Source organism: Pseudomonas sp. A25(2017) (assembly GCF_002001065.1).
GTDB lineage: Bacteria > Pseudomonadota > Gammaproteobacteria > Pseudomonadales > Pseudomonadaceae > Aquipseudomonas > Aquipseudomonas kilonensis.
The window spans coordinates 25,419-42,762 of sequence record NZ_MUOA01000077.1 but is presented as its reverse complement, the minus strand read 5'-3'; the positions used below and the strand labels follow the sequence as shown (position 1 = coordinate 42,762).

Annotated in this window: 34 protein-coding genes; 27 read left to right on the top strand and 7 right to left on the bottom strand. The window is 55.1% G+C overall.

The annotated features are described in order from the left end of the window. Positions 1 to 206 precede the first annotated feature (206 nt). Positions 207 to 503, bottom strand: a complete 297-nt coding sequence (locus B0E42_RS20595; RefSeq protein WP_077507185.1) for an addiction module antidote protein — start codon at positions 501 to 503, stop codon at positions 207 to 209. Further along, entirely contained in the window at positions 500 to 799 is a 300-nt protein-coding gene (locus B0E42_RS20590; protein WP_077507184.1) for a type II toxin-antitoxin system RelE/ParE family toxin, read from the bottom strand. The genes B0E42_RS20595 and B0E42_RS20590 overlap by 4 nt, the downstream gene beginning before the upstream one ends. Before the next feature lie 173 nt (positions 800 to 972). On the opposite strand from B0E42_RS20590, the gene B0E42_RS31810 reads away from it, so the two are divergent. The 19 genes from B0E42_RS31810 to B0E42_RS20490 all read left to right on the top strand — a co-directional run bounded on the left by B0E42_RS31810 (position 973) and on the right by B0E42_RS20490 (position 9,144). Beyond that, positions 973 to 1,260 carry a hypothetical protein gene (locus B0E42_RS31810; protein WP_077507183.1) on the top strand — a complete coding sequence of 96 codons (288 nt, stop codon included), beginning with the start codon at positions 973 to 975 and terminating at the stop codon, positions 1,258 to 1,260. Between the two features lie 48 nt (positions 1,261 to 1,308). Then, the gene (locus B0E42_RS20580) at positions 1,309 to 1,719 is read left to right on the top strand and encodes a hypothetical protein (RefSeq protein WP_077507182.1); all 411 of its coding nucleotides are present in this window, start codon (positions 1,309 to 1,311) and stop codon (positions 1,717 to 1,719) included. 87 nt (positions 1,720 to 1,806) lie between these two features. Continuing rightward, a complete protein-coding gene (locus B0E42_RS20575) occupies positions 1,807 to 2,139 on the top strand; it encodes a hypothetical protein (protein ID WP_256578332.1) in 333 nt (110 codons plus the stop codon). Between the two features lie 93 nt (positions 2,140 to 2,232). Continuing rightward, positions 2,233 to 2,874, top strand: a complete 642-nt coding sequence (locus tag B0E42_RS20570; RefSeq protein ID WP_077507180.1) for an AAA family ATPase — start codon at positions 2,233 to 2,235, stop codon at positions 2,872 to 2,874. Then, positions 2,874 to 3,200 carry a hypothetical protein gene (locus tag B0E42_RS20565; RefSeq protein ID WP_077507179.1) on the top strand — a complete coding sequence of 109 codons (327 nt, stop codon included), beginning with the start codon at positions 2,874 to 2,876 and terminating at the stop codon, positions 3,198 to 3,200. The genes B0E42_RS20570 and B0E42_RS20565 overlap by 1 nt, the downstream gene beginning before the upstream one ends. 439 nt (positions 3,201 to 3,639) lie before the next feature. Then, positions 3,640 to 3,828 carry a hypothetical protein gene (locus B0E42_RS20560; protein ID WP_077507178.1) on the top strand — a complete coding sequence of 63 codons (189 nt, stop codon included), beginning with the start codon at positions 3,640 to 3,642 and terminating at the stop codon, positions 3,826 to 3,828. Between the two features lie 47 nt (positions 3,829 to 3,875). Next, on the top strand, positions 3,876 to 4,094 hold the full coding sequence (locus B0E42_RS20555; RefSeq protein ID WP_077507177.1) for a hypothetical protein: 219 nt from the start codon (positions 3,876 to 3,878) through the stop codon (positions 4,092 to 4,094). Positions 4,095 to 4,191: 97 nt separating this feature from the next. Further along, entirely contained in the window at positions 4,192 to 4,446 is a 255-nt protein-coding gene (locus B0E42_RS20550; RefSeq protein ID WP_077507176.1) for a hypothetical protein, read from the top strand. Between the two features lie 11 nt (positions 4,447 to 4,457). After that, on the top strand, positions 4,458 to 4,718 hold the full coding sequence (locus tag B0E42_RS20545; RefSeq protein WP_077507175.1) for a hypothetical protein: 261 nt from the start codon (positions 4,458 to 4,460) through the stop codon (positions 4,716 to 4,718). A gap of 337 nt (positions 4,719 to 5,055) precedes the next feature. Next, positions 5,056 to 5,370: a hypothetical protein gene (locus B0E42_RS20535; RefSeq protein WP_218191461.1), complete on the top strand. Its 315-nt coding sequence runs from the start codon at positions 5,056 to 5,058 to the stop codon at positions 5,368 to 5,370. Between the two features lie 369 nt (positions 5,371 to 5,739). Then, entirely contained in the window at positions 5,740 to 6,066 is a 327-nt protein-coding gene (locus tag B0E42_RS20530; RefSeq protein ID WP_077507173.1) for a hypothetical protein, read from the top strand. Between the two features lie 706 nt (positions 6,067 to 6,772). Next, positions 6,773 to 7,102, top strand: a complete 330-nt coding sequence (locus tag B0E42_RS30525; protein WP_139353193.1) for a hypothetical protein — start codon at positions 6,773 to 6,775, stop codon at positions 7,100 to 7,102. 145 nt (positions 7,103 to 7,247) lie between these two features. Then, complete coding sequence (locus B0E42_RS20520; protein ID WP_077507171.1) at positions 7,248 to 7,439, top strand: hypothetical protein; 192 nt, start codon at positions 7,248 to 7,250, stop codon at positions 7,437 to 7,439. Positions 7,440 to 7,453: 14 nt separating this feature from the next. Beyond that, positions 7,454 to 7,696 (top strand): hypothetical protein, encoded by a 243-nt coding sequence (locus B0E42_RS20515; protein WP_077507170.1) that lies wholly within the window; start codon positions 7,454 to 7,456, stop codon positions 7,694 to 7,696. Positions 7,697 to 7,769: 73 nt separating this feature from the next. Beyond that, entirely contained in the window at positions 7,770 to 7,964 is a 195-nt protein-coding gene (locus B0E42_RS20510) for a hypothetical protein (protein WP_077507169.1), read from the top strand. A gap of 154 nt (positions 7,965 to 8,118) precedes the next feature. Further along, positions 8,119 to 8,412 (top strand): hypothetical protein, encoded by a 294-nt coding sequence (locus tag B0E42_RS20505; RefSeq protein ID WP_077507168.1) that lies wholly within the window; start codon positions 8,119 to 8,121, stop codon positions 8,410 to 8,412. After that, positions 8,409 to 8,654, top strand: a complete 246-nt coding sequence (locus B0E42_RS20500; RefSeq protein WP_077507167.1) for a hypothetical protein — start codon at positions 8,409 to 8,411, stop codon at positions 8,652 to 8,654. The genes B0E42_RS20505 and B0E42_RS20500 overlap by 4 nt, the downstream gene beginning before the upstream one ends. After that, positions 8,651 to 8,896: a hypothetical protein gene (locus tag B0E42_RS20495; RefSeq protein WP_077507166.1), complete on the top strand. Its 246-nt coding sequence runs from the start codon at positions 8,651 to 8,653 to the stop codon at positions 8,894 to 8,896. The genes B0E42_RS20500 and B0E42_RS20495 overlap by 4 nt, the downstream gene beginning before the upstream one ends. Beyond that, positions 8,893 to 9,144, top strand: a complete 252-nt coding sequence (locus tag B0E42_RS20490; protein ID WP_077507165.1) for a hypothetical protein — start codon at positions 8,893 to 8,895, stop codon at positions 9,142 to 9,144. The genes B0E42_RS20495 and B0E42_RS20490 overlap by 4 nt, the downstream gene beginning before the upstream one ends. A gap of 9 nt (positions 9,145 to 9,153) precedes the next feature. Here the strand turns inward: B0E42_RS20490 and B0E42_RS20485 are convergent, their stop codons facing one another. Continuing rightward, complete coding sequence (locus B0E42_RS20485; RefSeq protein WP_077507164.1) at positions 9,154 to 9,348, bottom strand: hypothetical protein; 195 nt, start codon at positions 9,346 to 9,348, stop codon at positions 9,154 to 9,156. Between the two features lie 610 nt (positions 9,349 to 9,958). Between B0E42_RS20485 and B0E42_RS31535 the strand changes: the two genes are divergently transcribed. Then, positions 9,959 to 10,084, top strand: coding sequence for a hypothetical protein (locus B0E42_RS31535; protein WP_256578331.1), 126 nt, complete (start codon positions 9,959 to 9,961; stop codon positions 10,082 to 10,084). 703 nt (positions 10,085 to 10,787) lie between these two features. On the opposite strand, the gene umuC is transcribed toward B0E42_RS31535, so the two are convergent. Continuing rightward, positions 10,788 to 12,062 (bottom strand): translesion error-prone DNA polymerase V subunit UmuC, encoded by a 1,275-nt coding sequence (umuC, locus tag B0E42_RS20480; RefSeq protein WP_077507163.1) that lies wholly within the window; start codon positions 12,060 to 12,062, stop codon positions 10,788 to 10,790. Then, positions 12,055 to 12,480, bottom strand: coding sequence for a LexA family transcriptional regulator (locus B0E42_RS20475; RefSeq protein WP_077507162.1), 426 nt, complete (start codon positions 12,478 to 12,480; stop codon positions 12,055 to 12,057). The genes umuC and B0E42_RS20475 overlap by 8 nt, the downstream gene beginning before the upstream one ends. A gap of 130 nt (positions 12,481 to 12,610) precedes the next feature. Here B0E42_RS20475 and B0E42_RS20470 point away from each other — a divergent pair, with 130 nt between their 5' ends. From B0E42_RS20470 to B0E42_RS30520, 3 genes are all read left to right on the top strand, one after another. After that, a complete protein-coding gene (locus tag B0E42_RS20470) occupies positions 12,611 to 13,252 on the top strand; it encodes an SOS response-associated peptidase (protein WP_077507161.1) in 642 nt (213 codons plus the stop codon). 225 nt (positions 13,253 to 13,477) lie between these two features. Further along, a complete protein-coding gene (locus B0E42_RS20465; protein ID WP_256578335.1) occupies positions 13,478 to 13,813 on the top strand; it encodes an adhesin biosynthesis transcription regulatory family protein in 336 nt (111 codons plus the stop codon). Positions 13,814 to 13,897: 84 nt separating this feature from the next. Beyond that, complete coding sequence (locus B0E42_RS30520) at positions 13,898 to 14,128, top strand: hypothetical protein (protein WP_139353192.1); 231 nt, start codon at positions 13,898 to 13,900, stop codon at positions 14,126 to 14,128. A 109-nt stretch (positions 14,129 to 14,237) separates the two neighbouring features. Here B0E42_RS30520 and B0E42_RS20460 read toward each other — a convergent pair whose 3' ends face one another. Further along, positions 14,238 to 14,693 (bottom strand): DUF6392 family protein, encoded by a 456-nt coding sequence (locus tag B0E42_RS20460; protein WP_256578330.1) that lies wholly within the window; start codon positions 14,691 to 14,693, stop codon positions 14,238 to 14,240. 163 nt (positions 14,694 to 14,856) lie between these two features. Further along, positions 14,857 to 15,204 carry a helix-turn-helix domain-containing protein gene (locus B0E42_RS20455; RefSeq protein ID WP_077507158.1) on the bottom strand — a complete coding sequence of 116 codons (348 nt, stop codon included), beginning with the start codon at positions 15,202 to 15,204 and terminating at the stop codon, positions 14,857 to 14,859. A 260-nt stretch (positions 15,205 to 15,464) separates the two neighbouring features. Here B0E42_RS20455 and B0E42_RS20450 point away from each other — a divergent pair, with 260 nt between their 5' ends. The 4 genes from B0E42_RS20450 to B0E42_RS20435 all read left to right on the top strand — a co-directional run bounded on the left by B0E42_RS20450 (position 15,465) and on the right by B0E42_RS20435 (position 17,329). Further along, positions 15,465 to 15,998 (top strand): transcription termination/antitermination NusG family protein, encoded by a 534-nt coding sequence (locus tag B0E42_RS20450; RefSeq protein WP_077507157.1) that lies wholly within the window; start codon positions 15,465 to 15,467, stop codon positions 15,996 to 15,998. A gap of 85 nt (positions 15,999 to 16,083) precedes the next feature. Beyond that, positions 16,084 to 16,296 (top strand): hypothetical protein, encoded by a 213-nt coding sequence (locus B0E42_RS20445; RefSeq protein ID WP_077507156.1) that lies wholly within the window; start codon positions 16,084 to 16,086, stop codon positions 16,294 to 16,296. Positions 16,297 to 16,311: 15 nt separating this feature from the next. Beyond that, on the top strand, positions 16,312 to 16,983 hold the full coding sequence (locus B0E42_RS20440) for a lytic transglycosylase domain-containing protein (RefSeq protein ID WP_077507197.1): 672 nt from the start codon (positions 16,312 to 16,314) through the stop codon (positions 16,981 to 16,983). Next, positions 16,976 to 17,329, top strand: a complete 354-nt coding sequence (locus B0E42_RS20435; RefSeq protein WP_077507155.1) for a hypothetical protein — start codon at positions 16,976 to 16,978, stop codon at positions 17,327 to 17,329. Before B0E42_RS20440 ends, B0E42_RS20435 begins: the two co-directional genes overlap by 8 nt. Positions 17,330 to 17,344: the final 15 nt, after the last annotated feature.

Genomic DNA, 17,344 nt, shown 5'->3' with positions numbered 1-17,344 from the left:
ACGGCGGATTTTGTCGCTAAGTGACTGAAAGGCACACTCTGTTCGCAATACAAGCAAAAACGTGTTGATCAGTGCTAGTGGTGGTGTTGAGGCCGGCGTCAACCAGATCGATCAGTGCAGGTCGACCAGGTGAAGGTGTGTTGCGAGGGATTGCCCCGGCCGGAGGTGACCGAGGCGGTTATCGGGTGATCGAGGCGCCGGGTGGTTCAAATGGATGCCACATGCGGACGTGTGGTCAGATCAATGCCCAGGGCCTGGGTTACAGCCAGTAGGGTTTTAAGTGTGGGATTGCCGTCCGTGCTGAATGAGCGATACAGCTGTGCACGGTCCAGACCCGTTTCTTTAGCCAGTGCGCTCATGCCTTTGGCCTTTGCGACAACGCCCAGGGCTTGAGCAATGTAATCAGCGTTCCCGGTCTCAAAGGCGTCAGCCATGAAGATGGCAATGGCCTCGGGGCCGTCCAGCGCTTGTGCCGGGTCATAGTCGTAAATTGGTTCGTTCATTTTTGCCTCCAATCGATCGCGAGTTTTTTAGCCGCTTCGATATCGCGGGTTTGTGTGGACTTGTCACCGCCGCACAACAACAAAACATATTCCTCACCGCGCTGTGCGAAATAGACCCGGTAGCCTGGGCCGTAATGGATGCGCAGCTCACTGACGCCCTGCCCTACTGGTGATACATCACCTGGTAGTCCGTTCGCCAAGCGGAAGACCCGCGCGGCGATAGCGGCTTTGGCTCGTTGGTCCTTGAGTTTGCGTTCCCACGTCATGTAGGTGGATGTTTGTTTTATTGTCTTCATGGGCGTCATTGTCGTCTATAAACGACAATCAGTCAATACTTTTATTAGGCTTAAATAGCCTAAGTATTTCTTGTTATTTAGGCTAATTTAGCCTAATATGAAATCCGTTGGTGGCACGCAGAGAGCCACTCGACTCTTGAGGGGGCTAGTCGTTGCCGCTGACGGAGAACGAGATGAGACTTTCAGATGTAGCGACGATTCAGACCAACTTTCCAGAGGCTCATTTCTGGATTGTGCGGAGAGGGTCAGCGGAACGTTGCGGGGAGCCCAGTCGAGAGTTCAACCCTGAGCATATCGGCATTCGGATTAACCGCCTTGACCTCCTGTTACCTGATTACCTTTTCTACGCGTTGATGCATGTTCACCAGGGCGGTTACTGGAAAACGGTAGTTACGGGAGCTCTGAGTCTGGTCAACATCCGTGTTTCAGACGTTCGACGTATCGAGCTGTCGCCACGGTAGGAATGGGGGGCGTAAGCCCCCTGCTCTGACCATAACAAGGATCTAGACATGGTTATTGAATTACCTGACATCGCGACACAACAGGCGATGATTTTCGAGGAGGGCACGAAAGCCGCGATTGCGCAGCTAAAAGCCAACCTGGACGCGCCGAGGGTGTCGCCGCAAACAGAGGTTGATGAAAGCCAATATCCGCGCACCCACCTACTGCGGGAGCGTGAGGGCTGGGAGGCACCGCATCCAGACATTATCGGTGCGTACTTTCGGCATTTTCAGGCGCACTTCAAGGAATACGGCACGGATGCAAAGCTCGCTGATTTGTTGGGGTTGTCAACCAATCGAAGGGTAAGAGCTTTTAAGGAAGGGAGTACCCCGGTGCCTTATGGAGTATGGCGTCACTTTCTTGTAATGACTGGCCGGGTGCCACAGGACGTTATCCCTGTTTTGGCTTTCATGGCTTAAAAAAAAGCCGGGGCATGGTTGCAGCCACCCCCAGCGTTGAACACAACCCACCGGAAAGGGAAAATTATGTCCAGTGTTGATTGTAACATGGTACGCAGCGTGCCTATTCGCGATCTGGCTAATCCTCGCCACCTGCCATCGCTGCTGGAGTTCGCCGGGGAAATTGCCCCGCCTTGCGTTGCAGATGCTCTGATGCGGCGCTTCAGCCGTGAAAACCTGTCCCACCGTCAGCTCTTTGAGCAGGACCAAATTGCTAACGTAATGCGGCGCACCAGGTGCGACTATCAAACCGCCGTTGACTACCTGGAGGCGGAAGAGTGGCAGGCAGACGATGCTTCTATCACTCTTTTGCGAAATCGGAAAAGCCATCATCCAGGATCCCGTAAATCCCCAGCAACTGAATGTCTATACGATGCATAGCTTATATAAGTTGTGTATCCTGTAGAGCTTGTGTATTCTTTTAACCTCGGCTTATATAAGCTATTTAACTTACGTCACTTGTGGGGGCATGACATGATTCTGGTACTTGGTGGTGAGAAAGGCGGTAGCGGGAAAAGCTGTATTGCTCAAAACTTAACGGTTTGGTTGCAACGAAAAAATCACGATGTCCTGCTGCTGGATGCTGACCCACAGGGTACTTCTCTTGATTGGGCGAGAGAGCGTGAACAGAACCCAAAGCTAGTTGACATCCAGGTTGAAACCGCACATGGCGACATCCGTAAAACCCTTCTGGACCGAGCTAAGCGCTACGGCATGATTGTTGTAGATGCTGGTGGTGCTGACTCTGTTGCTCTACGTTCGGCGCTAACAGTCGCAACTCACGCGCTGCTCCCGTTCCGACCGAAGCGCCGTGACCTTAAAACCTTGCCCCATGTCGAGGAAATGATAACGCTCGCAAAATCTGTAAACCACGGACTAATCGCCAGAGCAGTGATTACTCAGGCCCCTTCTTTGCCCAGTCAAATTCAGCGGATTCTCGACTCCAAAGATGCTTGCGCCAGTTTCGGGCTTGAACCATTGCAGGCGTTCACCACGGCACGAAATGTCTACGATGATGCTGACGAGAACGGTTCTTCCGTTCTTGAGGTCACCACGGACCTACGTGCTATTGAGGAAATCGAGCTAATCGCTGCTGAATTGTGGGGAGGTGAATGATGGGAGTTGCCAGCCTGAAAAAAGGTGCTGGTTCAGGTGCTGAAGCAGCAGCGGCCTCACCAGCCGCTGACAGCTTCATTAACGGGGCCAAGATCGATGGAAAGAATGGCGCTGTGGCCGCTAAGCCGGCCCAGGCTAAGGTCTACAAGCGGATCATGTTTTCTCTCACGTCTGAAATTGACGCGGAAGTTGAACGCTTGAGTCTGCTTCCTCATGGCGTTCGCGTCTCTAGATCAGACGTAATCCGTGCAGCCGTAGCGCTGTTGGCGAGCCAAGGTGATGAGAATGTTTCTAAGCTCCTGAAGGAGCTCAAGGAAAAGGACTGAGATTAAACACGGGACAAGCTCTGCAAGTTGTAGAGCTTGTAGTCCCACGCCTTCCATAGCCTCTAAGCTTACGGAGCTTACGGAGCTTACGGAGCTTACGGAGCTTACGGAGCTTACGGAGCTTACGGAGCTTACGGAGCTTACAGAGCTTGTTTAATGTATTTAGCTTATTTAAGTTGTTGAGGCTTGCAGTCTTTAGAGAGCGGGCAGAGGAGGTGGTGTTGATTCAACGATTGACTCCGGAAGAGTTCAAGGCCCGAGTGCCGGCGCCGGGGATGGAGTGGCAAGGACTTGGCGGCGCACTGGGGTAAACATCCAGTGTCCGATAAGGGGCCTTCCAGATTGCGAGTAATTAGCATATAGGCTAATATTTTATTGAATTTAGTTAGCCTATAGGCTAATATTCTCCTCATTGAAGCGAATCACTGAGGACGCAGGAATGACAGCGAAAATCAAGTACGACGAATGCATGAAAGCCCGCGCTTTGGCTGGCATGGTTTTGATGGAGGGTGTGGACGCCATGCTTAGCGTGATGCCCGACAGCGATGCGAAAAACGAGGTTGCTCGCCTTCTCAACGACTATCACAAGTCGGTCAAGGAAGCCCGCGAGATTCGTGACGCTATCTAACCACCCTCGCCCGGTTCGCCGGGCCGCTCAGTTCAAGGAAATCGACCATGCGCAAGTACACAGTAACCTGGACCACTGACATCGAAATCCCGGGCGACCACAAAGACGCCGCCCAGGCTGTTGCTGATCGCTATTTTCAGGCTCACATCGCAGCAGGAGAACAAGACAGCGCCTGTTCCTTTGTTGTGACCGGCTCCGATGATTTCCCGGTAGTTATCGACCTTGCGGACAGTCTCTCTGACCTGGAAGGCGACGACACTCAATAGCAGTATCCGCTACACCCATAAGCCCGCCGCCGTGCGGGCTTATGGGTGTAGGAGAGGGACGCTTATCGCTCCCCAGGATCGAGCAGGAAAATCGGGCATGAAAACAGAAGTTAAAACCATGAAGGGTTGGGCGGTTCAGGTGGTTAGCGCGGTTATCGCGTTGCACGTTGCCGTTGCCTCTTGCATTGGTGCTGCCTATGCCTTCGCTCCAGTCGTTTTTGGTGATTCCAGCGACGGTAAGCTGGCCTTGGTTGCTTTGGCCGGTGTGGCGACGTTCAGCGGCGTTCCAGTGGTAGCCAAGTGGGTGAACGACCGCGTGAATTGGGCCTTTTCAAAACTGTTCAAGTGTTAAAGGAAATTCTCATGGATAGACCAGTTACCGAACCGCATTATCAGTTGGACGTAACCCTGGGTCAGTTGCAGGATTTAGAATCACTGCTTGAAACAGCATCGGCTGGTGAGGCCGACCCCGACGCCGAGGTGTTCCAGCTGCTGGATCTGGTGCGCAAAACGCGGATTGAGGCCATCAAGTTCAAACAACGCAACCAGGAGCGTATGACCGAAGTGCTTGGGCGACTTGAAGAGGTACAGAAACAGCAAAGCCCTACACTGCAAGCCGACTGACCAAGGAAAAGAAGCTCTGCGCGGGTGATCCTGCCCGCTTGGGCGACATTGTGCGGAGAATTATTTGATGTTGGTTCAGAGATTGACCCCGGAAGAGTTCAAGGCCGAGTACCGGCGCCGGGGATGGAGCGGCAAGGATCTGGCGGCGCACTGGGGTAAGCACCCTGTTTCGCTCAGCAAAATCGTCAATGATCCCGAACGTCCAAGACATTGGGACGACGCGGTGAGAGGTCTGCCAGAGTATAAACATTAGCATATAGGCTAATATTTAGTTGATCTAGGTTAGCCTATAGGCTAATATATTCCTCATTGAAGCGAATCACTGAGGACGCCTGAAATGACCCAGCAACTTGAACAGTGCAGCACTTGCTCCGCGGATCTGGAAGAGTCGCAGATCGGCCTGTGTGACGACTGCCAATGCCAACAAAATCCCATGACCAATGTCGGTGTGCTTGTTGATCTGATGGAGTACTCGAAGTTTGGGCCTCTGGCACAGATGTTCATCATCGATACGGTTGCTCGGCGTGCTCGTGCTGTCGCAGATGCTGACCCCGCGACCGTTGTGTGGGATAGCGGCCTGATCAGTTTTGAAGCGTGGCAGGGTGTTGCCCGCGAAATTGCAGATAAGCTGGATGCGCATCTGGCGGGCTAATTCAACTCAAGGCCCGGTTCGCCGGGCCTTCAAGGAGGCACCGAGGCTATCGCAAGCTGTATCCGCCTGCGGTCATAGAAAAACGCACCAGGTACACCAAGCCCCGGCCTAAAAACCGGGGCCGTGGACGTAGAAGGATGCCCCTTTGGCGTCCACCATATCGAAGGAATGACCAGTTATGACCAGTAAACCGGATACCGCCAAAGTACAACCCAACACCTGGACTCAGGGCGGCCAATCTAAGTCCTCGGACGCAACAGCGGCAATGGCTAAATTCCTGGCCTCCCAGGCACCTAAGTCGAACCAGCCGAAGTAAGCGGGAAAAAGCCGTAATGAAAAAATCTGAATGGGAAACACAAGGAGTCCAGTTTGAATAATTTTAAAGCGTCCCTCATCGCCATCTTGCTGGTATCCACTACTGCGGGGGCGACCGGTTTACCAGCTCCAGACTTTTCGAAATGGGCTAGCAAAACTTTGAAAGACGCAGGCGTTACAGATGCTCGCGTTGTAGAAACAAAGTACCCCTTCAGCTTCACGTTCTGCCGCAAGGATTCGTCTTCGCTTTGGCGTTACGACGTCATGAGCATCGAGCAGTTGAACGCACTTCAGCAGGGCAAAACCGTGAAGCCGTTGAGCGAGGCAGAAAGAACGGTTGAGGTTGAATCCGGTAGCGAGTCCTGCAAAGCCGTCATATGAAGGAAAGGTCTCATGGGTAAACATTTTTCAAGCCGCGCGAGCTGTAGCCGGGGCATCGACCGCGAAGGCAATGAGCGGGATTACTGGTCATTCCACTCGTTCAATGCCAACACGCTAATAGGTCAGACGGTTGGTAGGATTTGCAACGGTTTCGCCGCTTGGCGCTTCCATCGACGGCACCCGGATTTAGCTCCTTTGGTGTCTCCCAAAGCCCTGGTCGATAAATCCAGCAGTTAACGGAAATTCATGATGAACCACAATTGCCATGGTGAATTTTTCACAGCCAACGGAACGCGTCATTACTGTTGCTTCGCCGACAGCTCGGTAATTTCTCCCGCCGTCCACAATGGAGACCAATGCCCGAGCTGCGGCAGACCCATAGTCGCAGTCAACGACGCAAGCGTTACTGAGTCCAGTCAAGCAACTGATATCAATCTGAATGCTTTGATGATCGAACGGTTCTCCGCTGGTCATGGCGTTGTAACTCTTGCACCAAGCATGACGGATGAGCAGATCCTGAAATTGATCAACCTTGCTTGCACTTGGAGTCAGGGAAGGGCATTCCAGGTCGTTCCTCCATCCTCAAATTGATCACGGAAAAACGCGCGGATCTGCCACCCAAGTACACCACAAGCCCAGCCCTCGCGCTGGGCCGAGGTCGTAGGAGAAGCGCGGTTTTCGCGTCCCAAAATGTCTGGAGAATATGGTGAAAAATACTCTTGCGGTTTTGGTTGTTGCACTGGCCGGGCTATTGAACGCTGGCTGTGAAGCGGAGAGTGGCAGCGCGCTGTCTGGTCGCTGGGTCGAGAAGACGCAAGACCAAAGTAAGCATCCTCGTGTCCTGACCATTGCGAGGGAAGAAGGTACGTTTCGCGTTGACGAGGAAATCTATCTTAATGGCCAGTACAAGACTCAACGCGAAGTAGGCCAGCCCGTCTCGAAGTCCGTTATCTCGGTTAAAAATGGGATGCGCAACATCCGCTTTGAAAATGGTGTGATTTTCTATCGCAATCTTGAGTTTGTGAAAGCTGGATAACTTGGTCATTACCTATGACCTTTAGGCCGTGCTGTTACCCGCCACGAAAGGAGGCTTTGCCATGACCGAGTAGAACAACCCGCAAACCCTGGAGCGTGCCCGTTTCCAGATCCGCAGCATTGCCCGCGCCAAGACCGCGCAGGATATGAGTTTTCAGTGGACTTTGACCGCCGGCTATCTCATGGCATTGGCCATGGAAAACCTGATCGACTTGGCCGCCAAGCAAATGTTCGATGACGAGGCGGACCGCGCCCGGGATGCCTGGGTGGCCCCGGACAACCCCCAGGCCCGCCAAGCGGCCCAGTTGGAAGTCGACGCCGTTACACCTCGAACCTGAAAGGAACCCCGGCCGTGCCGACCTATACCGACCAAGAAAAAACGCTGTACCTGAATCAAGCCCGGCGCAAGGTGCTGGCCATCGCCAAGGCGAATAGGCAGTACATCGACCGCACCGAGGAACATGCCCGCGCCTATGCCGAGGCGCTGTATGACGTGGCCGCGATCACCGAAACCGAGCGCCTGACGCTGCTGGATGATGCCCGGGAGGCCGCCGAAGCGCGCGTGCGCGAATTCAGAGCCGCTGAACAGGCATAACCGAAAGGAACCCCCACCGGCTCGCCCGCTGTGCTTACAATGGGCCATCATTCATCGCAAGGAGTAGCACTGCATGGCAGATAGCGACGTAAAGGCCATCCGGCATATTCGGGATAGCAAAGAAGTCAACGCGTACCTTAAGGCCGGATGGGTCTACAAAGGCATGACCCCAGGAACCACGGAGGATGGTTCGGCGTGGCCGCTGTACACCTTGGCCTGGGAAGGAAAGGGCGAGCCGGTCAAGGTGGACTTCCGCGAGTACCAGTAACGCCGTTTATGTGAAATAGGCTCCCACACTCAAGCCCGGTGTGGGGGCCTTTTTTATTGGGCACGGTTACCACAACACCCTACACTGGTTTACCACACCCCCAGGCTCTGGTTTGATGCACTGGGGGCCCCTCACTCGAAAAGGAAGCGACCTCATGAGCAACGACCTGGCCGGCGATCAACGATCGGTAAGCCCCGGGTTTGACCCCAACCCCGAAGGACTGCCCACCAGCCACCTTCAAGACGACTGGGCCGACATCCTGACGCGGATTCGCACCACCTACGCGGCGGACCTGGAGCGGGCCAGCGAATACGCCTTGGCCTGGTCCAATGCGCTGTTGCGTGCCCAGGTCATCGACCTGGCCACCTATCAGGCGCTCAATGACGCCCGTGTCCAGTCCAGGGACGAGGCTGAGGCGCGGTTCACCGGCAAGGGCGGCGGCCAATGAGTGCCCGTGACCGTAACGCGGCCCGGTACCGGCGTGATGAGGGCTTGAACGCCTGGTCGCTGCGCTGGGTGCTGGACGGCAATATGCTGTTGTGCGCCCTGTGCAGCGTGGGCCAGTTCGCCCGGGACGCGGGCGAGCCGTTCCAGCACGGCGCCGGTTGCGCAATCGACAGTGAGTGTGCCAAACACCCCTGGCACGCGCTGGCCGCGCTGCTGGGCGACCTGCCGGCGGTGCCGGCATGAGCGACCTCGAAGCGCCATTGGCGCGCCTGAACCTGCCGAGCCACGTCCACGCCCAGGCGGTTAAATTGCTGCGGGCCATCGCCCAGGCGCGCACGCCGGGCGACTGCACGCGCGCGGCCGACCGCGCCGAAGGCTTTGTGCTGGGCCTGGAAACGCTCCGGGGGTTGAACGCGGCGAGCCTGGAGGGGCTTTACCTGGCCTTTGAGCAGGCGGCCACCGTGCGCCAGGTGATGCTGTCGTGATCGGCGAAGCGATCCACGACGACACGTTGAAGGCCCTGGTCTGCCAGCACGTGGTGCGTGAAGTAGTGGTGGGCCGCCTCGAGGGCGACAACCACCGCTGGACCTTGTCGGTGCGCCTGGGCGCACCCACGGCGCGGCTGATCCCGGTGCGCTCGCGACGTGAGCCGCTGCGCATCTGGACCAGCGCCAAGGCGGTGATCAAGTACGCCGACGCCGTGGGGCTGCGCGGCTTTGTCGTCGAGCTGTAGCGCGCCGGCCTAAATCCCCTGGTCCTTGGCCGCCTGGTCCACCGCTTCGGCCAGGATGATGGCCGTGGTGCTCAAGCTGCTGTAGACCCGTTGCAATTCCAGCATGGGCGCGCTGGCTGGCGTGCGCCGGTTGAGCGCGTGCTGTTCGCGGAACTGGCGCAATAGGTCGAGCTGGTGTTCGCTCAAATCGAGGGTGATTTTCACGGCGTTTCCTATCGTGTCATTCGGGGGAGCGTTTCCGACGCAAACGGCGGGCACAAAAAAACCGCCGTTGGAGGGGCGGTTGATTTGTGCCATTCGAATTGGAGGTTCGTTTGGCGGTTCGCTGAAGGTATCGACGAATCGATCATAAATTACGGTCTGTTTGTTGCGCAATAGTCGCCGCAACACGTTCACGGATAATAATCGCGCTTCATCGGCCATCTTTTTGCTTCATTGGCACTCCTGACGAAATGGCGAAACGTCGCTAACTACCGGGAAATGTCACTATATCAAGGCGATAGAGGCAGAACGCGCCGGTTACGCGTCAACCTAGATCGTCACGACAGGGCGCCGTCAAGGGTTTTCGTCGCTTTGAAAAATAAACTTCAAAAAAGCGTCAAAGTGCTTTTTTCTGTCAGGGGTTTTGGAGTATCAAGTAACCCAACGGTCACGATGTTGTGCCCGGGGCCCCTTCGCCACGTCTGGAAAACGTGCCGGAACAGAAGGGCTGATAAACACCTGGCTCGCTGAAGGTATCGACAACTTTCAGCAAACCCATTGCTCTGACCGTTCTAGGGCAGCGGGTGTCAGGCTCCTATCAGGAGACTGCTATATGCAATGGAAAAAATGGGTTCGCCGTGCTTTACGGGCGTTCGGCGCCGTGCTGAGAGTGATTCAGCTTGGCCATGCCTTCACCTGGCTACGCGACCGGCTGGACGATCTAGACCGGCTGAACTGATACAAGCCCCGCCTCGGCGGGGTTACTTCTTTTTCTATCCGGGTGCGCGTGACGGGTCACGAGTAAACGGCAGGCGAAAAAAAACCGCCTTTGAGGGGGCGGTTTTGGTTGCAGGCTTCGGTGAGGCCAAGGCCTGCACATCCTCAGTGGATGCACTCGCATGGGCTTACTTTATTCGCCTTTGCTCCTACAGACAAGCATAAATAACGCCTATCCCCTGGTGCCCGTCCGCAAATTGACCGGCATTTAGCCATTATTGGTAGCGGAAACCGTGCGCAAATCGGCTACTATGCGAGGTGACGAGTTCCTTGCATGTGAGTCGTCCACGAGGTCTGGCCAGGTACGTAACAGTTTCCCATGCCCTTAAAACGGGGTGAGAGCCGTGCCGGTGCAGCATGAGGGCCCACACCCGGCCGCCTTAGTGGATGCACTCGCAATGTATTCCCGAAGATGGGCGGTAAGCCGGACAAGCCCGTCGGAGGTTGGCCTCATTGTAGGAGGCCAAAGTATGTTTAAGAAATTTAAGCGTGCGTGGGACCTCGTTAGAAACGGATTAGGGGCTTATCACCTCTATGAGTTTCTGCGGGACCATTGGAACGATCTGCTCGACCTGCTGTAAGGATTGAACCCGTGGGAAAAGCCACTCTAGCTTCGGTTAGGGTGGTTTTTTTTCGCCAGCAAAAACTCCTGGCGCCCAGTATGTCTACCGGCAATGGATCTGCCACAGCTGGTCGAGCCGAGTGGTGTAGCTTTGGCTCAGCAAGTCGCGGCGCATGGCCCATTCCGGCGTGGTGGGTACGCTGGCCACCCGCAACGTACCTCGACCCCACCGGCCATTGATGGCATCGAGCACCGACATGACCTTGCTGGCTTCCCCGGGTTGGGAGCGGGCAAACAGATCCTCGGTGAACTCGCCTGGTTGGCACAGGTTCAGCAACATGACCTCCGCCTTGCTGTACTGATACCCCGGTCGAAAGATCCGCTCCACGGCGTCTGTGGCTGCGCGGGTGAGCACACGCACGTCGTCGGTGGGGTAGGGCAGGTCCACCACCAGGCCATTGGCATACTGCGCTTCTGCCGGGTTAAACATGCCGGTGCGAATGCTGACCCGGATCTTCTTGCACAACGACTGCTGGGCCCGCAGCTTTTCCGAAGCGCGCATCATGTAGGTGGCCACCGCCTCCTGGATCGCCGGCAGCGCCTGCAGGCGTTTACCAAACATTCGACTGCAGCAGATCTCCTGCTTCGGCGGATCCGCCTCATCGAGCGCCAGGCACGAGGTGCCGCCCAGTTCCCGGGCGGTTTTCTCGATGACCACGCTGAACTTCTTGCGCAGCGTCCAGGTATCGGCCCGGGCCAGGTCCATGGCCGTTCTGATGCCCATCTCTTCCAGGTGCGCTTTCATCCGCCGGCCGACTCCCCAGACTTCGGCCACGTCGGTGTTGCGCAGCACCCAATCACGCTTGAAGGGGTCGCAGATGTCAACCACCCCACCGGTTTGTGCCTGCAGGCGCTTGGCCGTGTGATTGGCCAGCTTGGCCAGGGTTTTGGTGGGGGCTATGCCCACCCCGACCGGAATGCCGGTGCAGCGCAGCACCTGGTGGCGAATCTGCCGACCCAGGACCTCGGGCCCGCGGATCCCGCTCATGTCGGCAAATGCTTCGTCGATGGAGTAAACCTCCACGGCCGGTACTAGCGATTCAATCACGCTCATCACCCGCTGGCTCATGTCGCCGTACAAGGCATAATTCGACGAGAAGGCCACGATGCCCAGGCGCTGCAGCTTGTGCTTGATCTGGAAGTAGGGCTCGCCCATTTTGACAAAGGGCTTGGCGTCGTAACTGCGCGCCACCACGCAACCGTCGTTGTTGGACAGGACCACCACCGGCACCTTGGCCAAGTCCGGTCGGAACACGCGCTCGCAGCTTGCATAGAAGCTGTTGCAGTCAATCAAGGCAAACACAGGCGCCTCAGACATGGCTGCGAACCGTGCTGGTGATGACACCCCAAATCACCAGCTCGTCGCCTTCCAGGACGTAGCGCGGTGGGTACTTGGGATTCTCCGAAAGCAAAATCATTTGGCGATCGCGCACGCATAACCGCTTGCAGACCGGTTCGTTGTTGAGCAGGGCCACCACGATGTGGCCGTGAGCTGGCTCCATTGACCGATCGACCACGGCCAGGTCCCCGTCGAAGATGCCGGCCCCCTGCATGCTGTCGCCGCTGATCGAGGCCAGGTAGACATGCGGCGCCCGGATATTCAGCACCTCATCGAGTGAGATCTGTTGTTCGATGTGATCGGCCGCCGGCGACGGGAACCCGGCCGGGATCTTGAACAGGCACAAGGGCAGCCGAATGCCGCCTTCGGCCAATGGGCCATGAATGGAAAAACTCATAACGCACGACTTCCGAAAACTGTACAGATATACAGTTAACTTTGCTGAATGCCTGCGGTCAATTTTATTGTACGTTCCACCAGACCAGCGGATCGCCACCAGGGCCCGCCCGTGACAGGAGCAACCAGCCATGTGCAGCCATTACGAGCCGCCGACGCCGAGCCAGCTTGCCCAGGCCTTCGGCGTCGAGCTTTACCCACAAGGCGAGCTGGAGCTATGGCCTGGCTACGTCGGGCCGTTTGTCCGCCGTCCGGCCAACGCCGACGCCCAGGACGAGGGAAGCCCCAGCCTGGAACTGCTAACCGGCGCGTTCGGCCTGATTCCTGGGTGGAGTAAGGAGCGAAAAAAGATCGTTCGAAGGACCTACAACGCCAGATCGGAGACGGTGGCCGAAAAACCTTCCTACCGTAACGCCTGGCGCAAGGCCCAGCATTGCATCATTCCGGCCACAGCCATTTACGAGCCCGATTACCGCAAGGGTAAACCGTTTCCGGCGCGCATCATTCGGGCGGATTGGAAAATCATGGGCATCGCCGGCTTGTGGGAGCGCTGGCACGACCCGTCTACCGGCCAGGTCCTGCACAGCTACACGATGCTGACCGTCAACGCAGACGACCACGCCTTTATGCGCAACTACCACAAACCGGAAGACGAAAAACGCATGGTCGTTATCCTGCCGCAAGGGCTCTACAACGACTGGCTCGACGCTCCGGTCCACGATAGCGCGGAGTTCATGCGTCAATATCCAGCGGATCGAATGGCGGTTGGCTAAACCGCCAAAGTCTTAAGACTAAACCGGTTTAACTCAGGTCAAGGGACGCGACCCCGGCTCGTCGCGACCGCTTCTCCGTCGCGATGAACGGAGTCCCGTGCGAAGCGAACCCTTGAACAGCCCCCAATGAAACAAGGCTCCCTCGTGAGTGGGGGGTAGAGCTTCACCACCCCACGCTCCCGAGGTCAACGCGGCCGTTGCGAGATGACAAGGGCCGCGCCCTTGGTGTTTCTTGCCGACAACTTGGGCACAATGCCACACTTCGCCGCCGCGAAAGAAGGCTGGATGAGGGATGTGATGGCAGATTTAAAACGTGACCTGGAGCCGGGCAAGGTCGATCCGGAGCAGTTACGGCGCTTGATCGGGTTTACTGGAATCACAGGAGAAAAGGTAATCGAGGCGCTGCACAGCTATTTTGTCGACGGGGTGAAACAAGCGGATATCTGCCGTGTATATGGGTTTAGGAAGGCATTCATATCGCGGAAGATCGGCGACATAAACAGCGTCAGCGTCGCGGTTCGAGAGATAGCGCCGTTCTACAGAGAGCACCCAAAAAGTTAACCGATATCGGTAAACTTTTATTGTGAAGGTTAACCGATATCGGTAAACTCTCCCTCGTTGCCACTGCTGACGAGGGACGTAAGCATGACCACTTACCGCTTGAGCGGAGTTGTGATCGATAGCGAAGGACGGCAAACCGCCGTGAATGAATTCACATGCAATGCTCATCGCAACGTAAGGAATATAGAATTTTTTCGGAATAATGGCTTCAAGGGTTCGCTGATTCAGGTTAGAACTGAACTAAACGGCACGAGAACTCAGGAAACCATTGATCTTGAACTTTGCGTTTTTGCATACGATGCGGTTAGCGCATAGTAGGGTAGGGAGGCACTGGAGAGCGCCTTGCTGGTCAATAACCCCAGGGAGACAGTTGCGACCGGCAAGACGCTCTACCAGTGCAACCCTACTCAGTTTTGGCTTGGACCTACACGTTTCTGTCGATTAATGAGAACAGTATTTTACTGGTCTGCATGTGTTTGACATATTGGAACTCAACCAGCGCAGCAGGATGCCAATGAGACTCAAGCTGGTAGGTGTCCCACCCGCTTAAATCGGTGCCTTGAAGCTCCATTGCGCCTTTCGAGAACATCGGCTCACCCAAGGCTTTATGCACCTGTGACTGATCCGAAAGAGAACCAAAAGGTTCAGGTAACTGCCCTGTGAATAGCGGCACATTGCTGTTTTGATCATCTTTCAAAGTGATGTATATAACCTCGAAACGTAAGGTTTCGGGCCAGAATATCAACTCAATTCCAGGAACCGGCTCGATCTCTAGCGATTCACCATCTTCATACAAGTCTTGTAGTGGAAGGTTATCTATTACTTTATTAGCAATTAGAGCATCGTACGAACAGCCCAGGTTCTTGATTAAACGTTCCATATTTACGGAGTTCATCTGCGCCTCAGACCTGTTGAAAATACCCCCGTACGCCTCTTGCGGACGGTGGGGGTCGATAAGATGCCGTGAAGCCGCATTTTTTACCAGAGTTGACGTGGCATTGTGCTAGCTCCGACCAAATAGGATCCAGTTAGAGCCGTTCGGTTCAACGCAGATTAGCTGTTTTTGTTGCGCGGGCGGCACTGATCAAGCGCTGCAATTCGGCCGGATCCTGGATGCGATAAACGAGATCGATCAGCACTGAGCGTAACTCGCAGACGGTTTGCCAACGGATGTCGATCTCGGCCGGTAGGAACTCGATGGGAGAGACGTTGAAAAAGTTCGCAAGCTTCACCAGTTGTTCGCCATCGGGAGAGTGGTCGCCGCGTTCATAACGGCCGATGGTTGTTACCTCGCAATCGAGGGCTTCGGCTAGCGCCGCTTGGGTGATCTGCCTAGCTTTTCGGTGCGATCTGATCCGTGAGCCGATGAGCGTGCGAATCGGAGAAGTCATTTTCCCGCCTGAAATGCGTCAGTTTCGGGCGTCCCATGCGTTTTTAAAGGGCAAAATTGCACAATATGCATTTATGATTGATTACTTTGTGGTAAGTGAATAAAATTACGTACTGGCACGGTGCCATTGCAATTTTGCGCACTGTACATATAATCAGCCGCCGTCGATACGACGGAAAGCGCCCTCCATGGAGCGGTCGCTAAAAGGGATGGGCTACGGCGCGTTTGTGGCGGCGCGTGCCCGCATACAGGGGTATAGGGATGTTTCGATGGCATTTGATTACACATAATCTGCATGCGCTTCAGTTGGTTACGGACAAAGCAAGGCTGTTGGGTGTCGAGATTTACTGCCCAATGAAACTGGAAGTGAAAAAGCGGCGTGACTGCAACGGCACCCGCACCACCTCTACGCCGCTTTTCCCCGGATACCTGTTCGTCCGCCTCGATCCTGAGGTGGTGCATCACTCGGTCATTGCCGACATTCCAGGCGTCAAGGAGTTCGTACGGTTCGGTGGCGACATCAGCACCGTGTCCAACGCGCTGATCGAGGCGTTGAAGCAATCGTTGATCCTCATGGCCGACGAAAAAGTTAAACGCCTTGAATGTCACAATGTGCCCCAGGCTGTTTTAGCCAAGCTGGCTGAGATTGCTTTAATGAAGTCTAAGATTGAGCGCCAGACGGCTTTTTTTAATCTGCTGCAAAATGATTCGAAACTGATCGCGATGGGCAATCAGCCTTACTCGCGTATTAGTTCGGTCATTGAAACACCGAAAGTCGACGAAAAAGTCTGGTAACACGTCAGCTGTAAACACACCAATACATTTTTAACACACTGCATGCATGCGCATGGCGGTGTGTTTTTGTTTGCCTGGAGGAAATATGCAGCCAAAAGAACCCAGCAAAACTGGGGAAGTGAAATACCCACGTACGATTCACGTCGGTGCTGACAGGGTTAAAGCTCTCACCGACTGTGCGATTGATGTCAGTTACAACTGTGGTCGGCTCTACACGGCCGGTCAGTTCATTATGTATCTGATCGACAACTACGCGGAAGCTGCTACAGCGAAGTTGAAGGAACAATCAAAAACCTAGGTGACCATTATGGCAATATTGACTGCAAGCGCAGTTATGACCTTGGCGCTGCAATGTGCTCCCGCCGTCCACCCTCAAACTACTATCACTATCGTCAAAACTGAATCTGGATTTAACCCTTGGGCGATTGGTGTGGTAGGTAAGGTTTTACCGCAGCAACCGCAGACTTTGGAGGAGGCGGTTGTAAAAGTAAAAGAGCTGGTCGCCGAAGGGGCAAACTTTAGTATTGGGTTGGGTCAAATTAATCGCTATAACTTCGACGTGAATAAGTCGGAGTTGGTCTTTGATCCGTGTACTAATCTGCGCATGGCTGCTGCCAATCTGGAGGCTTGCTACGAGCGCGTAGGATCGAAAGGAGATACACCCCAAGAGAAAACACTTAAAGCAATTTCCTGCTATTACAGCGGCAACGAGACTACTGGCTTCAGGGCAGAGCCCCAGTTTGGCGGAACTAGCCATGTCCAGCGCATCGTCGCCAATGCCGAGTCTTACAAGGTCGGGCCGATAACAGCGGAAGGCAGCAATCCTGCACAACCTTTGGCGCAACCCCCAGTGCCCCAGCCAATACCTACCTACGAAAGTTGGGATGTCTTGCGCCAGTACCCGCGTTATGCCCCGGTGCCCGCACCAGACCGTAAACCAGTACCAACACCCGAAGAAGTTCCACAGGAGAACAATGATGTTTAACGTAAAGCAAAAAATCGCTCGCTTTTTCACTCAGCAAAAGGAGTTCATCAAGTTATTGGTGGTAGCGATTGCTTGCGTGCCATTGTTTGCAATGGCCGATTGGGATCAAACCGTTTTGGATCAAACTCGAAAAATTCGCATTGGTATGTATGCGGCGGGTGGTTCGGCGGCGTTGATTTCTTTGTTGTGGTGCGGCATTAAATGGCTGCTTGCACGGGCCAACGGTGATCATTCCACCACCTTCAAAGATTACCTCGAACAAATCTGGGTAATTATCGCTGTCGGTGGTGCCTTGGTATTAGCGGCAGGCGCTTGGCAAATTTTCGGTACAGGCTCGTTTGACTGATAACTGAAAGTCACG

What these genes read in the sequence shown, in the direction of transcription:
- B0E42_RS20595 (WP_077507185.1), bottom strand. Translation starts at nt 503, where the DNA reads ATGAACGAACCAATTTACGACTATGACCCGGCACAAGCGCTGGACGGC.
- B0E42_RS20590 (WP_077507184.1), bottom strand. Translation starts at nt 799, where the DNA reads ATGAAGACAATAAAACAAACATCCACCTACATGACGTGGGAACGCAAA.
- B0E42_RS31810 (WP_077507183.1), top strand. Translation starts at nt 973, where the DNA reads ATGAGACTTTCAGATGTAGCGACGATTCAGACCAACTTTCCAGAGGCT.
- B0E42_RS20580 (WP_077507182.1), top strand. Translation starts at nt 1,309, where the DNA reads ATGGTTATTGAATTACCTGACATCGCGACACAACAGGCGATGATTTTC.
- B0E42_RS20575 (WP_256578332.1), top strand. Translation starts at nt 1,807, where the DNA reads ATGGTACGCAGCGTGCCTATTCGCGATCTGGCTAATCCTCGCCACCTG.
- B0E42_RS20570 (WP_077507180.1), top strand. Translation starts at nt 2,233, where the DNA reads ATGATTCTGGTACTTGGTGGTGAGAAAGGCGGTAGCGGGAAAAGCTGT.
- B0E42_RS20565 (WP_077507179.1), top strand. Translation starts at nt 2,874, where the DNA reads ATGGGAGTTGCCAGCCTGAAAAAAGGTGCTGGTTCAGGTGCTGAAGCA.
- B0E42_RS20560 (WP_077507178.1), top strand. Translation starts at nt 3,640, where the DNA reads ATGACAGCGAAAATCAAGTACGACGAATGCATGAAAGCCCGCGCTTTG.
- B0E42_RS20555 (WP_077507177.1), top strand. Translation starts at nt 3,876, where the DNA reads ATGCGCAAGTACACAGTAACCTGGACCACTGACATCGAAATCCCGGGC.
- B0E42_RS20550 (WP_077507176.1), top strand. Translation starts at nt 4,192, where the DNA reads ATGAAAACAGAAGTTAAAACCATGAAGGGTTGGGCGGTTCAGGTGGTT.
- B0E42_RS20545 (WP_077507175.1), top strand. Translation starts at nt 4,458, where the DNA reads ATGGATAGACCAGTTACCGAACCGCATTATCAGTTGGACGTAACCCTG.
- B0E42_RS20535 (WP_218191461.1), top strand. Translation starts at nt 5,056, where the DNA reads ATGACCCAGCAACTTGAACAGTGCAGCACTTGCTCCGCGGATCTGGAA.
- B0E42_RS20520 (WP_077507171.1), top strand. Translation starts at nt 7,248, where the DNA reads ATGAGTTTTCAGTGGACTTTGACCGCCGGCTATCTCATGGCATTGGCC.
- B0E42_RS20510 (WP_077507169.1), top strand. Translation starts at nt 7,770, where the DNA reads ATGGCAGATAGCGACGTAAAGGCCATCCGGCATATTCGGGATAGCAAA.
- B0E42_RS20505 (WP_077507168.1), top strand. Translation starts at nt 8,119, where the DNA reads ATGAGCAACGACCTGGCCGGCGATCAACGATCGGTAAGCCCCGGGTTT.
- B0E42_RS20500 (WP_077507167.1), top strand. Translation starts at nt 8,409, where the DNA reads ATGAGTGCCCGTGACCGTAACGCGGCCCGGTACCGGCGTGATGAGGGC.
- B0E42_RS20495 (WP_077507166.1), top strand. Translation starts at nt 8,651, where the DNA reads ATGAGCGACCTCGAAGCGCCATTGGCGCGCCTGAACCTGCCGAGCCAC.
- B0E42_RS31535 (WP_256578331.1), top strand. Translation starts at nt 9,959, where the DNA reads ATGCAATGGAAAAAATGGGTTCGCCGTGCTTTACGGGCGTTCGGCGCC.
- umuC (WP_077507163.1), bottom strand. Translation starts at nt 12,062, where the DNA reads ATGTCTGAGGCGCCTGTGTTTGCCTTGATTGACTGCAACAGCTTCTAT.
- B0E42_RS20475 (WP_077507162.1), bottom strand. Translation starts at nt 12,480, where the DNA reads ATGAGTTTTTCCATTCATGGCCCATTGGCCGAAGGCGGCATTCGGCTG.
- B0E42_RS20470 (WP_077507161.1), top strand. Translation starts at nt 12,611, where the DNA reads ATGTGCAGCCATTACGAGCCGCCGACGCCGAGCCAGCTTGCCCAGGCC.
- B0E42_RS30520 (WP_139353192.1), top strand. Translation starts at nt 13,898, where the DNA reads ATGACCACTTACCGCTTGAGCGGAGTTGTGATCGATAGCGAAGGACGG.
- B0E42_RS20460 (WP_256578330.1), bottom strand. Translation starts at nt 14,693, where the DNA reads ATGGAACGTTTAATCAAGAACCTGGGCTGTTCGTACGATGCTCTAATT.
- B0E42_RS20455 (WP_077507158.1), bottom strand. Translation starts at nt 15,204, where the DNA reads ATGACTTCTCCGATTCGCACGCTCATCGGCTCACGGATCAGATCGCAC.
- B0E42_RS20450 (WP_077507157.1), top strand. Translation starts at nt 15,465, where the DNA reads ATGTTTCGATGGCATTTGATTACACATAATCTGCATGCGCTTCAGTTG.
- B0E42_RS20445 (WP_077507156.1), top strand. Translation starts at nt 16,084, where the DNA reads ATGCAGCCAAAAGAACCCAGCAAAACTGGGGAAGTGAAATACCCACGT.
- B0E42_RS20435 (WP_077507155.1), top strand. Translation starts at nt 16,976, where the DNA reads ATGTTTAACGTAAAGCAAAAAATCGCTCGCTTTTTCACTCAGCAAAAG.